The 13,513-nt window shown below is 60.1% G+C and carries 12 protein-coding genes; 2 read left to right on the top strand and 10 right to left on the bottom strand.

Annotated features, from left to right (window positions below):
- Positions 1-349 precede the first annotated feature (349 nt).
- The 9 genes from DLD99_RS01140 to DLD99_RS01100 all read right to left on the bottom strand — a co-directional run bounded on the left by DLD99_RS01140 (position 350) and on the right by DLD99_RS01100 (position 9,657).
- The gene (locus DLD99_RS01140) at positions 350-1,147 is read right to left on the bottom strand and encodes a MetQ/NlpA family ABC transporter substrate-binding protein (protein WP_007952772.1); all 798 of its coding nucleotides are present in this window, start codon (positions 1,145-1,147) and stop codon (positions 350-352) included.
- Between the two features lie 167 nt (positions 1,148-1,314).
- On the bottom strand, positions 1,315-2,247 hold the full coding sequence (locus DLD99_RS01135) for a sigma 54-interacting transcriptional regulator (RefSeq protein ID WP_085712675.1): 933 nt from the start codon (positions 2,245-2,247) through the stop codon (positions 1,315-1,317).
- Between the two features lie 56 nt (positions 2,248-2,303).
- On the bottom strand, positions 2,304-2,885 hold the full coding sequence (locus tag DLD99_RS01130) for an alpha/beta hydrolase (protein WP_085712674.1): 582 nt from the start codon (positions 2,883-2,885) through the stop codon (positions 2,304-2,306).
- Positions 2,886-3,054: 169 nt separating this feature from the next.
- Positions 3,055-3,456 (bottom strand): ExbD/TolR family protein, encoded by a 402-nt coding sequence (locus DLD99_RS01125; protein ID WP_003220570.1) that lies wholly within the window; start codon positions 3,454-3,456, stop codon positions 3,055-3,057.
- A 1-nt stretch (position 3,457) separates the two neighbouring features.
- Positions 3,458-4,183: a MotA/TolQ/ExbB proton channel family protein gene (locus DLD99_RS01120; RefSeq protein ID WP_011331927.1), complete on the bottom strand. Its 726-nt coding sequence runs from the start codon at positions 4,181-4,183 to the stop codon at positions 3,458-3,460.
- Positions 4,184-4,228: 45 nt separating this feature from the next.
- Entirely contained in the window at positions 4,229-5,041 is an 813-nt protein-coding gene (locus DLD99_RS01115; protein WP_041475106.1) for an energy transducer TonB, read from the bottom strand.
- A gap of 380 nt (positions 5,042-5,421) precedes the next feature.
- Positions 5,422-5,748, bottom strand: a complete 327-nt coding sequence (locus tag DLD99_RS01110; protein WP_007952780.1) for a hypothetical protein — start codon at positions 5,746-5,748, stop codon at positions 5,422-5,424.
- Between the two features lie 181 nt (positions 5,749-5,929).
- Entirely contained in the window at positions 5,930-7,273 is a 1,344-nt protein-coding gene (locus DLD99_RS01105; protein WP_114880988.1) for an aryl-sulfate sulfotransferase, read from the bottom strand.
- 23 nt (positions 7,274-7,296) lie between these two features.
- Positions 7,297-9,657, bottom strand: a complete 2,361-nt coding sequence (locus DLD99_RS01100; RefSeq protein ID WP_114880987.1) for a TonB-dependent receptor — start codon at positions 9,655-9,657, stop codon at positions 7,297-7,299.
- 165 nt (positions 9,658-9,822) lie between these two features.
- On the opposite strand from DLD99_RS01100, the gene DLD99_RS01095 reads away from it, so the two are divergent.
- Positions 9,823-10,767, top strand: coding sequence for a LysR family transcriptional regulator (locus DLD99_RS01095; protein ID WP_114880986.1), 945 nt, complete (start codon positions 9,823-9,825; stop codon positions 10,765-10,767).
- A gap of 101 nt (positions 10,768-10,868) precedes the next feature.
- Positions 10,869-12,479, top strand: coding sequence for an alkaline phosphatase family protein (locus DLD99_RS01090; protein ID WP_114880985.1), 1,611 nt, complete (start codon positions 10,869-10,871; stop codon positions 12,477-12,479).
- Positions 12,480-12,591: 112 nt separating this feature from the next.
- On the opposite strand, the gene DLD99_RS01080 is transcribed toward DLD99_RS01090, so the two are convergent.
- Positions 12,592-13,512 (bottom strand): TauD/TfdA dioxygenase family protein, encoded by a 921-nt coding sequence (locus DLD99_RS01080; RefSeq protein ID WP_114880983.1) that lies wholly within the window; start codon positions 13,510-13,512, stop codon positions 12,592-12,594.
- Between the last annotated feature and the right edge of the window lies 1 nt (position 13,513).

Raw genomic sequence — 13,513 nt, 5'->3', positions numbered from 1 at the left:
GATATCACGCAAAAAACTAATCGACGGGTTTGCCGGGAAGAAGGAGGAAGGCTATTGTCCCCAGCGCTGTAGGACGGATCTTTTTTGCATAAAAGCCCTCCAAGGACGAACAGCTTTTGGCCAGACTCCCCCGGCCGAACCCATAACAAGGAAGAGAACATGGACGTAAAAGTGCCGCAGCGACTGGATCCGCAGGAAATCGTGAAATTGTTGGTGGCGTTGCGCCGGGCGTTGAAGACCGGGATAGCCTGAGCTTAAAGACACCCTCACCTGCACATACAAAAACGCCGATGACCATCACTGGCCATCGGCGTTTTCATACCTGAAGGGGTTGTGTAGCTGCGTCAGATCAGAACGCCGGCAATACGGCGCCGTTGTACTTCTTCTCGATGAACGCTTTGACTTCCGGGCTGGTCAGGGCAGCGGCCAGTTTCTTGATGGCGTCGCTGTTCTTGTTGTCTTCACGGGCGACCAGGAAGTTCACGTAAGGCGAATCCGCGCCTTCGATCACCAGGGCGTCCTTGGTCGGGTTCAACTTGGCTTCCAGCGCGTAGTTGGTGTTGATCATGTCCAGGTCGACTTCTTTCAGAACCCGCGGCAGCAGGGCCGACTCCAGTTCCTTGAACTTGAAGTTGTGCGGGTTCTTGGCGATGTCTTTCGGCGTGGCCAGAGCGTTTTTCGGATCTTTCAGTTCGATCAGGCCAGCCTTCTGCAGCAGGATCAGTGCACGACCGCTGTTGCTGCCTTCGTTCGGAATGGCGATGGTGGCGCCGTCCGGCAGTTCAGCCAGGGTCTTGTACTTGCTCGAGTAACCGCCGAACGGTTCAACGTGAACGCCTTGTACGGTCACCAGGTACTTGGCCTTGTCGTCCTTGTATTTGCCCTGGTTGAAGCTGTTCAGGTACGGCAGGGTCTGGAAGTAGTTGGCGTCCAGACGCTTCTCGCCCACCTGCACGTTCGGCTGTACGTAGTCGGTGAAGACCTTGATTTCCAGATCCACGCCTTCTTTGGCGAGGGTCGGCTTGATCAGCTCGAGGATCTCGGCGTGTGGAACCGGGGTCGCGGCGACCACCAGTTTTTCGCCGGCCTGGGCCAGGGAAGCAGTCAGAGCAGCCGCCAATGCGGTAAACAACAGAACCTTTTTCATGCAGTGTCCTTAGTCGAAAATCACGGTCGTCATCGACGACGGCATCAATACGTGTGCCAGCGATGTGCTACTGCTGGCGTGAGTCGGACAATACCGGGATTTTTTATTCCCGGACAATAACGTTTATTCAGCTTCATATTCCATTTTGTTCATGTTGAACAAAATGGTTACAAAGCCTCGCTCAGGCTCAACAGTAATTCTTTCAATGCCTTACGTTCCCCGGCTGTCCCTTTGGCAGTGATGCTCGCCACCTGACGTTCGATCTGAACCAGCGACCCAGACACCTCGGGCAGGTTCAGGTGCTCCGGCAGGATTTCATCGCCAGTGCTCACCAGCAGCGCAAAGTGAATGACGTTTTCCAGCTCCCGGGTGTTGCCCGGCCAGCTGTGCTGCTCCAGCACCTCCTGCGCCGCTTCGCTGATCAGCGGCACCGGCAGATCCAGGCGCTGGCTGTAGATGCCAAGGAAGTACTCGGCCAGCGACAGAATGTCACCGACCCGCGCCCGCAACGCCGGCAGTTCCAGATGCCCTTCGCTGAGATAGTGATAAAGCCGCTCGTGGAATTTCCCCGCCGCCACCGCTTGCGCCAGATCGATGCTGGTCGCAGCGACCAGTCGCACGTCCACCGGGCTCGGTTGATGGGCACCGACGCGGGTGACTTCGTGGTTTTCCAGTGCCGCGAGCAACTTGATCTGGATCGGCAGCGGCAGGTCGCCGATCTCGTCCAGGTACAAGGTGCCGCCGTTGGCCGAGCCGAACCAGCCGGCGCGACTGCTGGCCGAACCGCTGTAGCTGCCGGCGGCGTAACCGAACAATTCGGCATCGGCGTAGGTCGGGCTGATCGCGCCGCAATTGACCGAGACAAACAGCCCGCTGCGATCACTGGCACGGTGGATGTGGCGGGCGAGCAATTCCTTGCCGGTGCCTGTCTCGCCGCGAATCAGCACCGAGATCGAGCGCGGTGCAAGCTGGGCCATTTCCTCGCGCAACTGGCGCGAGCGTGGATCGACGAACACCAGCGCCTTGGCGCGAATGCTCAGGGGACTTTTTTCCGCATCAGGAAAGGTCAGCAACGGCTGACCGAAGGTTTCGAAACTCATGGCAGACTCCCGCCCCAAATCGCCGGGAGACGGGGGCGTTGAAAAAATAAAAGTGGTCAGGCGCGACGCCGGGCGTGGTGTTCCATGCGGTTTTGCAGGCGATACAAATAAGCGAACCCCTGCTCCCAGCGCTGATGCCCGGACTTCACATTGATATGGCCGGCGCCCGCGAGAATCCCCGCCTCGGCACCCCAGTTGCGCGCCAGTTCCAGCGCACGCGGCGCGCTGACGGCGGCGTCGTTGTCGGAGCTGACGACCTGGCTCGGGAACGGCAGCAGGTCGGTGGGAATCGGTGCAAAGTTGCGCAGTGCCGGCACGCACGCCGGACGCTCCACATCCGCCGGCGCGACCAGCAGCGCACCACGTACCTGACGCAAATGCTGCAGCGGCGCGGTAGCCGCCCAGTGCGCCACAGTGATGCAACCCAGACTGTGGGCGATCAGGATTACCGGTGTGCTGTCGGCGGCAATCGCCTCGGCCAGCGCGGCGACCCAGTCTTCACGACGCGGCGTCAGCCAGTCGGCCTGCTCCACCCGCGCGCTGTTCGGCAGGCTGTTCTGCCAGTGGCTTTGCCAATGATCTTCTGGCGATCCTTGCCAGCCCGGCACAATCAGATAGCGGATTGATTCGTTGCGCATGGGGGAGCTCTCCTGCGTCGTGTCTGTTCCTGATCGAGTATAGGGACGGGATTTATATTCGTTAAGGAATAAGAAGCTATTTATTAAGACCTGAAAAGAATATTACGTATCAAGCAAAAAAAGGGGCCGCACCCTGCCAAGGAGACGGCCCCGGAAAAACGTGAAACCCTTATCGTGCAGTGATCACCGACAATTTGGTGATGCCCGCCCGCTCAATCGAAGCCATGGCTCGCGCCACTTCGCCGTAATTCACCCCGTCGTCCGCCTGCAATTGCACGCGCACTTCCGGGTCCTTGGCCTTGGCCGACTTGAGGTTGAACTCCAGCAGATCCGGCTGGATTTCGTCCTTGTTGATAAACAGTTTTCCCGCACCGTCGATGCTCACCACCAACGGGTCTTTCTGCTCGACCGGCGCCACCGCTTCGGTCTTCGGCAGGTTGATCGGTATCGCGTTGGTCAGCAGCGGCGCGGTGACGATGAACACCACCAGCAGCACCAGCATCACGTCCACCAGCGGCGTCACGTTGATCTCGCTCAGCACCTCGTCGCTGTCTTGCGTGGAGAAGGCCATATCAGGACGCCTCCTTCACTTTTGTTGCGTTGCCCTGGGCCGCAGCCTTGTGCGCGGTCGGATGGATCAGCACGCGGAACGAACTCTTTTGCGCCAGGCTGTAGAAGTCGTGGGCAAAGTCGTCCAGGTCCGCCGCCGTCAGTTTCAGACGACGTAAAAAGTAGTTGTAAACCAGCACCGCCGGCACTGCGACTGCGATCCCCACCCCGGTGGCGACCAGCGCTGCACCGATGGGTCCTGCGACCGTTTCCAGACTCGCCGAGCCGGCCGCGCTGATGCCTTTCAACGCTTCCATGATTCCCCACACCGTGCCGAACAGACCAATGAACGGCGAGGTGCTGCCAATACTCGCGACCACCGCCAGACCGGTTTCCAGCGAACGGCGCTCGCGGACGATCTGCTGGCGCAAGGCACGTTCGAGGCGGTCCTGATGGTTGATCGCCTGGCTCAGGTCATTGGCCTGCGGCGCCTCGCCCACTTGAATCGCCGCATAACCGGCCTGTGCCACCCGCGCTGCTGCGCCGGGCTGCGTTTCGCTCAACTCGGCGGCGGAGTCCAGACTCGACGCCGCCCAGAAGCGCTTGTGAAATTTTCGGTCCTGCGCCTTCAACCGCCCGAACTGCACAGCCTTGAGCAATGCCAGGCCCCAGGTGGCGACAGAGAAGACCACCAGCAGCCAGATCACCGCGCTTTCGATGGATTCCAGTGGAGATGCCAGTAACGTCATGATGTGTTCCCTCGTGTAAACATTTCGCGCGAATTTGGTTTCGGTTTAGTGAATCTTGAAATCGATGGGCACGCTGACCCAGCCGTCCTGGGCGACATCACCCTGCTTGGCCGGCACGAAGCTCCAGCGCTTCACGGCGTCCAGCGCCGCGTCGTCGAGCTGTTGCCGGCCACTGCTTTTCTGAATCTGGATCTCGCCCGGTTTGCCACTGGCCAACACGTGCACCCGCAGCAGCACCGTGCCTTCCCAACCGCGACGCTGGGCCAGCGACGGGTATTCCGGCGCCGGGTTCTTCAGGTACGCGGCGTTGGCCGAGGCCGGGGTCACCGGAGCAGGCGCCGGTGGTGCAGGTGGCGCTGGTGCGGCGACCGGGGCCGCCGGTTGTGGCGGAGCCGGGGGTTGCTCGACGGCTTTGGGGGCCGGTTTTGGTACGGGTTTGGCGACCGGTTTCGGCTTGGGAATCGGCTTCGGTTTTGGTGGTGGCTTGGTTGCCAGTTCGTCTTCCACCGGTGGCGGTGGCTCGACCACAGGTGCCGGTGGCGGCGGTACAACCACAGGTGGTGCCGGTGGTGCCGGGCGCGAAAACTCGATGGTCATCGGTGGAATTTCCGGCGGCACGATCGGCAGCGCCGGCGTCGGGTGCTGATTGATCCAGTAGATCACCGCGCCATGCACCACCAGCGCCAGAACGCCGAGCAGAATCGTTTCGCGGCGGCTCAGAATGCCCTTGGGCGCGCGCTGCAAACGCAGTTGCCCCAACGGCACGCGATGGGGGCGGCCGAGATCGACCAACTCGCCGCTCGGCGCCTGGCGCCACAGCACCTCCTGTGCACTGGCGGCGGTCTGGACATTGCCCATTGATTTACTCCCTGCGGTCTCTTTGCGTTTTTTCGCGTAGCCGATTCGCCGCTTGTTGAATCCCCCACGGCGTGATCGATGGGTCAATCATTGGGGCTGAAGGCTTATCTCCGAAAGTAATCTTTCATGTTATGAATAGATGTTTATGGAATATAAGAAACGGTCATTTCCGCCAAAGCCACGGCCCGCAAGGCTTCCAGCGATTCGCCAGAATCGACATGCTTTCCCGGCATAAAAAGTATTCATCCAAGGCATCGGGTTATCGATGACCCGGGATCCGGTGACAACTAATTCCAAGGTGATAGTTGACGAACTTTTCAAGAGGCAAATAAAAAGGCCGATGCATATTTAATGCATCGGCCTTCGACTTGCAGAATTTCTTATTGCTTCACAAACTCCCCGGCCAGACCCACTACATCACCGTCAAAGTTGGTGCGCGAACCCACCGCACGAACTTTCGAGTAGTTGTGATCCGGCGAGAACAGGGTCCAGGACTGATAGCCAGTGCCGTCATTCAGAGCCGCGAAAGTAATGATCGTAGGCTGCCCGGTGCTGTTCTGGAAGTGGTAGTGACCGTACGCGATGTCGTAGTTCACGCCGTTCTGGCTGAACTTGCCGCTGAAGGTGCCGTTGGAGTCGTTGCCATCGGTAATCGTCAGTTTGGCGCCTGCGTTAGCGTTTACATAGTTGCCATTAATGCTCGACATAACGAGATTTCCTTTATCGTTGGATAAGTGTCTTCCGATGAGAGCAAGTTTCCTCCTGGAAACTCACGACACTCAGAATGGTTGGACATTCACTTATTGTCCACGGGACTTTTCAACGATATTGCTATATGCACTATTCATGTCGCTCATAACTTATTTCGATTCGGAAGAGCCCTGATAACTAACGACTGGCATTGGTCTGCTGCACACCAATGGCCGGCGCAATCACTGCTGTCTCCGAGCGCGGCGTTCCGGCCGGCACCCAGTCATAACTCACAGGAAGGGCCCGATAGACCCAGTTGCTGATCGCGTCGCTGCCCGGCGCCTTGCCCAGATAAGGGCTGACGTATTCCCAGACATTTTCACCACTGGCGGTCACCTGGAAAAACCGCCCGTTCATGCCTTCATCAATCAGCGTGTTGCCGTTGGGCAAACGCCGCGCGCTGCTGATGAACGAGCTGTAGAACGCCCATCCCGGCTGCTTCGAATTCGCGGCGCTGTACTGCCAGACGATTTCGTTTTTCACCGGGTCGATTTCCAGCACCCGCGAGCCGGAAATCAGCCCCAGCGTGACGTTCGGATAACCCGCCGAACCCTGATTGTCGAACACCAGCAGATTGCCGGCACCGGGCAGTCCGGCCGGGATGATGTGCGCGTCATGCTGACCGACGAACTGGTCCACCGGACGCGGAATCTGCTGCGCGGTTTTCGGGTTGGCCAGCGGCAGGTTCGGCCCCAGTCGCCACACCACTTTGCCGCTGTGCTTGTCGATGATCGCGATGAAATTGGCGTTGCGCGAATCGAGCAGCAGATTGTCCGGATGGAAGCGTTTGTCGCCGGCATCGAACCACTTGTTCGGCCCGACCAGACTGAGATTGTTGATGTGCAGGTAATCCGGATTTTCACTGGCACGCACCAGCTTCAATTGTTCGGCGGTGAAGCCGAATTCGTTCAAGTGATCCGACGCCAGCCACTGCCATTTCACCTCGCCGGCGGGGCTGACTTCGTAGATCGCATCGTCGATCACCTCGGGCACTTTGAAGCCTTTGACCTTGTGCACCTTGTTCGCCAGCACCACGGTGTTGCCGTTACTCAGACGACGCTGGTCGTGATGCTGTTGCGCAGCGCCACCGGGCGCTTTCTCGCCCCACTGCCAGACGACTTTGCCGTTCCAGTCCAGCTCACCGATGCTCTGATTGCCGAGGCCGTTGCCGGCGGAACCGAGCTTGCCCGGATCTTTTTCGCCCAGTTGCAGCAACACATGGCCGCGCTCGCCACCGACCAGTTTCGGATCGATGATTGCCGACGGGAACCCGGCCTGGGGCCAGTTCTTCACCTCGTTGCCGTTCATGTCGATCAGGTGCGTCTGCTTGTCGGCACCGCTGAAAATCACATATTGATTGAAGGCCTTGGCCGGGTCGTATCGGGTGACGCCGGTGGGGTAGACGCTGGGCGCGGCGAGCGCTTCGGCACTGAGCACTGCGCCGGACAACAACACCGGTAAAGCGGTTTTGATGCGCAACATGATGCAGCTCCTTGAAGGATCGATCAGAAGTCGTAGCGACCGGTGACGCCGAGGGTGCGCGGCGTGCCGAGCAGGCCTTCATAACCGCCGTTGCCGCCGGTCCACAGGGTCGTGTAGTAGGTTTTGTCGAAGGCGTTTTTCAGCCACAGCGAGACGTCCCACTGGCCCTGATTGAAATCGCCGCGCAGGCCGGTGGAGAGATTGACCACCGCGTAACTCGGGATCTGGCCGTAGTCGGAATCCTCGACCGTGCCCACCGCTTTGGAGCGGAATGCGTAGCTGCCGGTGACGTAAGGTTGCAGCCCGTTGGCCAGATTCCATTCGTATTTGCCGTTGGCGTTGCCGATCCATTTCGAGGCACCGACCACCTGATGCCCACTGAGGTCACAAGAGGCCGGAGCGCCTGGCGCCAGGCTGACTTCCGGCGGGCACGGCGCGTCCTTGTACGAGAGGTAACTGACGTCGTTGAACGAGCCGTTGAAGTTCAGCGTCAGGCCACGCAGCGGGATCACGGTGCTTTCGAATTCCACACCACGCGAGCGCACCGAGCCGGCGTTGGTCAGGTATTGCACGCGATTGACGTCGTCGTAGGCGTTGGTCTGGTAGGCGTTGACCTGAGTCCAGAACAGGTTGGCGTTGAGCTGCAGGCGGCGGTCCCACAGGGTGCTTTTGAAACCGAGTTCGGCGTTGTTGGCGCGTTCGGTGCCGATCAGCAACGAGTCGGCGCCAGCCGTCGGAGCCGAGCCGACCACGAGGTTGACCCCACCGGATTTCTCGCCGTGGGACAGCGTGGCGTAGCCAAGCAAATCATCGGTGATGCGATAGCTGAGGTTGAGCAATCCGGATGGACTGGAGCTGTACTGATTCAGATCGCCGGAATCGTAGGCGCCGCTCCGGCCGCGTCGCGCAGTCGCTGCGGCACCCGTTACATCGGCACCACCGACCGGCGCATCACGATTGACCCAGGCGTTCTTCTCTTCATAGGTGCCGCGTACTCCGGCAGTGAAATCCAGGCGCGGTGTGAGGTGCCAGATGCCTTGGGCGAACAGTGCAAAACTGTCGGTCTGGATGTGGCCGCGACCGACGCTGCCGACGTTGGCCAACGCACCCCGTGGCGTGCCGTTCCAGATGTCGGCCTGGGGGCCATAATAGGCGAACGATTTGTTGTCCAGATCCGAACCGAAGTAATACGCGCCGAGCACGTAATCGAAGAACTCGCCCTTGGGCGACGCCAGGCGAAATTCCTGCGAATACTGTTTGTCCTCGACGGAAACCCCGGCGTTGTAGGTTGCCGCAACGTTGAGGCCATCGTCGTTGGCCGGGGTGAAATTCCAGTAGCGATAGGAGCTGATCGAGGTCAGGGTAAAGTCGCTCGGCAACGTCCAGTTGGCCTCCACCGACGTGCCGCCCTGATGCACTGTGACGTGCTGGTCGTTGTCCAGATTGACCTTGCGGTGCGAGCCGTTGACCAGTGTCGCGCCGGCCGCATTGGCCCGGGACTGATAGAGGTTGACGCCATTGATGGTCGGCCCGGTGTTGTACAGCACGCGGGTGCCCGCGCTGGAATCCTCTTCGTTGTAATCACCGATCCAGCGCAGATTGAAGTTTTCGTTGGGCTTGAACAACAGCTGCGCACGGAAGCCGTCGCGGGAACCGCCGTTCAAGTCATGGCCGTTGAATTCGTTTTTGATGTCGCCGTCGCTGCGGGTGCGATAGGCGGAAATGCGCCCGGCCAGTTGATCGTTGAGCGGCCCGGAAAGCGTGCCCTTGGTCTGGAAGTAACCGTCCTCGCCGACCGAGGTTTCGATGCTGCGCTCCGGGGTGAAACTCGGCGCGCGAGTGCTGATGTTGATCACCCCGGCGGTGGTGTTCTTGCCGAACAACGTCCCCTGCGGCCCACGCAGGACTTCGAGCTGTTCGATGTCCATCAGATCGAACACCGCCATCCCCGGACGGCCCAGATAAACGTTGTCGATGTACAGGCCGACGCTGCCTTCCAGACCGTCGCTGGCCGGGTTGTTGCCCAGGCCGCGAATCGACACGCTGGACTGGCGCGCATGCATGTAGGCGACGTTGACGCTGGGCACCAGTTGCTGCAGATCCTGAATCCGGTAGACCCGCTGCGTCTCCAGGGTCTGGCCGCTGACCACGCTCATCGGCGTCGGTACATCCTGCGAACTTTCTTCGCGACGGCGAGTGGTGACGGTCACGGTTTCCAGTTGCGAAGTGGCAGTGGCGGTTTTGCCTGCCGGTGCCGGCACGGGGGTTTCCGCTTCCGCAGCGTAGCCGTGGGTCCAGCTGGCACTCCCCGCCAGCAACAGGGCCAGAGGCAAGCGTTTGAGCCGTCGTGGCGGCGGCGGTGAAGCGAGGTTCAACGGACTCATGGGGCTGCTCCTGGTCAAAAAACACGCTGACATCTTCCGTGCCGCATATTCTTTTAAGTTATTTATTTATGTTTTTACAAAGATTTACTGCATAAGAGATTGCCTTTATAAGGAGTCGACCTAATGCATATCCAATGCATTTCCCGGATATTTTTTATGTGAAAAATGCATATCGACTTGCGCCAGCTCAGACACTTCATCGCCCTCGCCGAACAGCGCAGCTTCGTCGCGGGCGCGCAGGCGGTGAACCTGTCGCAGTCGGCGTTCAGCCGCAGCATTCAGGCGCTGGAACACAGCGTCGGTTGTCAGTTGGTGGATCGCGGACGCAAGGAATTGCCGCCGACCAAACAGGGCCAGGTGCTGCTTGAACACGCGCGGCGGCTGGTCAGCGGTGCGCAGCAGATGGCCAACGAGATCAGCCAGTTCAACGGACTTGAGGCGGGGGAATTGCGCTTCGGTTGTGGCCCGGCACCGGCGGCAGGATTGATCCCCCGAGCGATCGGCAGCTTCATCGGCCGCTACCCGAAAGCGCGGGTGCATTACCAGGTCGATGACTGGCAGAGCCTGAGCAAGCGACTGCTGAGCGAAGAGTTCGAATTCTTCGTCGCCGACACTCGGCACTTCGAGGCGGATCCGGATTATCTGACCCACCGATTGCGCCCGCGCAAATGGCATTTCTGCTGCCGCGCGGGGCATCCATTGGCCGCATCGGATCGGGTCACGGCCGAGCAATTGATGAGTTATCCACTGGCCGTGAGCATTCGTCCGCCGAACCTGCGCAAGGTCATCGTCGACCTCAGTGGCCGGCCCGATTTCATTCCGAACGTGGAGTGCGAGAACAGCGCCAGCCTGCTGGGCGTGGTGTTGCGTTCCGATGCGATCGGCATCGTCGGTGCCTATTCGGATGCGCTGCATCAGGCCCGGGGTGAGCTGGTGTGTTTGAAAGTCGAGGGGTTGGCGGATGATCTGGAGGAGCTTTACACCCGTTACGGAATTGTCAGCCGTGCCGGGTATCGGCTGTCACCGTTGGCCGAGGCGATGATCGAACAGATCAAGGCGATCGATGCAGTGGAAGAGGAGGTGTGCTCGCTGGCAAACCTCGCCGTCTGACCCCATGCGTTTCATGCATGGCAAGCATTCCCCGAATGCACTTGCCGAACACCCTCGCCGAAAGCGAAAAACCTCGCCTGTCTTTCTGACTGGTGAACCCCATGTCCAACCCGCAAACCCCCGTGCGCAACGTGCTGTACATCATGTGCGATCAGCTGCGTCGCGATTACCTGTCCTGCTACGGCCACCCGTATTTACACACCCCGAACATCGATCGCCTGGCCGCCGCCGGCGTGCGCTTCAGCCGTGCCTACACCCAAGGCACGATCTGTGGACCGTCGCGGATGTCGGCCTACACCGGGCGTTATGTCAGCAGCCATCAGGTGGCGTGGAACGCCGTGCCGCTGCCGCTGGAAGAACTGACCATCGGCGATTACCTGCGGCCCCACGGCATTCGTACTGCGCTGGTCGGCAAGACCCACGCCACGGCCAACGTGGATGCCTTGCAGCGGCTGGCGATCAACCCTGCAAGCGCCCAGGCCGAAGTGCTGAACGAAGTCGGCTTCGAGCCGTACTTTCGCCACGACGGCATCTTCCCCGATGACCCGCTGTTCGATGAGAAACGCGAATCCGCGCCGTACACCCATTACCTGCGCGAGCAAGGTTTCGAAGGGCGTAATCCCTGGCACGACTGGGCCAACGCCGCCGAAGGCGACAACGGCGAAATCCTCAGCGGCTGGAAAATGCGCCATGCCCATCTCCCGGCGCGAATTCCCGAGCAACATTCAGAGACTGTCTACACTACAAATCGAGCCATCGACTTCATCGGTGAGCAAGGTGAAAAACCGTGGTTTTTACACCTGTCCTATATCAAACCCCACTGGCCCTATATCGTACCGTCTCCGTACCACACCTTGTACAGTACGAAATCGATTCTCGAACCGGTACGTAATGCCTCTCCAAGCGACCACCCCGTCTATCAGGCCTTTTGCCAGCATGAGGAAAGCCTGAACTTCTCCAAAGACCCGGTACGACTGAACGTGATCCCGACGTACATGGGTCTGGTCAAACAGGTCGATGATCAGTTGGGGCGGCTGTTCGATTTCCTGCAAGGCAACGGGCGCTGGGAGGACACGCTGATCGTGTTCACCAGCGATCACGGCGACTTTCTGGGCGATCACTGGCTGGGCGAGAAGGAGTTTTTGCTGGAGCAAGCGGTGGGTGTTCCATTGATCGTGCGCGACCCGCGTGCGGCGGCGGATGTCACTCGGGGAACGGTGGACGAACGACTGGCGGAAACCATCGACGGCGTGCCGACCTTTCTCGAAGCACTGGGGCTTACGGGCGCTGAGCATCGCCTGGAAGGTCGCTCGTTGATTCCGCTTCTGCATGGCGAAAACCCCGAATGGCGTCGCTATGCGATCAGCGAATACGACTACGCCTTCCAGGCCCCGGCACGGGAGCGACTGGGCCAGCCGATCGACCGTTGCCGCATGACCATGGTGCGCAGCGAACGCTGGAAATACCTGGCGTACGACGACTTCCGGCCGCAGCTTTTCGATCTGTTGAATGATCCGCAGGAGCTGCAGGATCTGGGCGCGGACCCGGCGTATGCGGCGGTGCGCGAGGAGCATGCGGGGTATCTGTTCGAGTGGGTGCGCGGTTTGAAGCGGCGCACGACCATCAGTCATCAGGAGATTGATTTGCGGGGGCAGCGGTTTCGTTATGGCGAGCCGGAGACTGAGAAGCTCGTTCAGATTGGCGTTTGGTGACAGTGATCGTTCCCACGCTCCGCGTGGGAATGCCTCAATGGACGCTCTGCGTCCGCTTTGGGACGCAGAGCGTCCCGGGCTGCATTCCCACGCAGAGCGTGGGAACGATCAGTCAGACGCCGACGATTTCAGCGCCTTTGATGGTCTGGCTACGCTGCCCATTCGCCCCGACCGGCACTTCCCCTTTCAGCGTCACCCGACGCACCACGCGATCCTGAGTGCCGTAATCATCAATCGCATAATGCTGCGTCGAACGGTTATCCCAGATCGCCACATCACCGGCCTTCCAGCGCCAGCGCACGGTGTTTTCCTGACGGATCACATGACTCTGCAACAAGCCGAACAGATGCGCCGAATCAGCCAGGGAGTAACCCTTGATGCGTTTGACGAAATGCCCCAGCAGCAAGCTCTTTTCGCCACTGATCGGGTGCACGCGGACCACCGGGTGTTCAGTCTCGTAGACGGTCGAGGTAAAGATCTTGCGATAGCGCTCGAGCTTCTCCGCCGAGACGTCCGGCTTCGCCCCGGCGTAGTCGTATTCGTTGCTGTGCACGGCCACCAGTTTGTCCGCCAGCTCACGCAGCTCGGTCGGCAGTTCGTTGTACGCCGTCGCTGTGTTGGCCCAGAGAGTGTCGCCACCGAATGCCGGAGCCACCACTGAACGCAAGATCGACGCTTTCGGGTAGGCATCGACGAAGGTCACGTCGGTGTGCCAGGAGTTGGCGCGCTGCCCTTCGGCGCCGTCCAGTTCCAGCAGGTAACGGGTGCCCTCGCGGGACGGCACGGTCGGGTGCGCCACCGGTTCGCCGAGCAGATGGGCGAAGGCTTCCTGACGTTGATCGTCGAGCTGGGTCTGCTCGCGGAAGAACACGACCTTGTACTGGACCAGCGCCTGTTGAATGGCTTCAACCGTCGCGGCATCCAGCTCACCGGACAGGTGCACGCCACGGATTTCGGCGCCGATACGGCCGGCCACCGGATGAATGTCCAGCGCGTGGACAGCGGGTTTTACAGCGAGTGCGGCATTGCTCATG

This window comes from Pseudomonas kribbensis (assembly GCF_003352185.1).
GTDB classification, from domain to species: Bacteria; Pseudomonadota; Gammaproteobacteria; order Pseudomonadales; family Pseudomonadaceae; genus Aquipseudomonas; species Aquipseudomonas kribbensis.
This window is presented reverse-complemented; position numbering and strand designations above follow the sequence as displayed.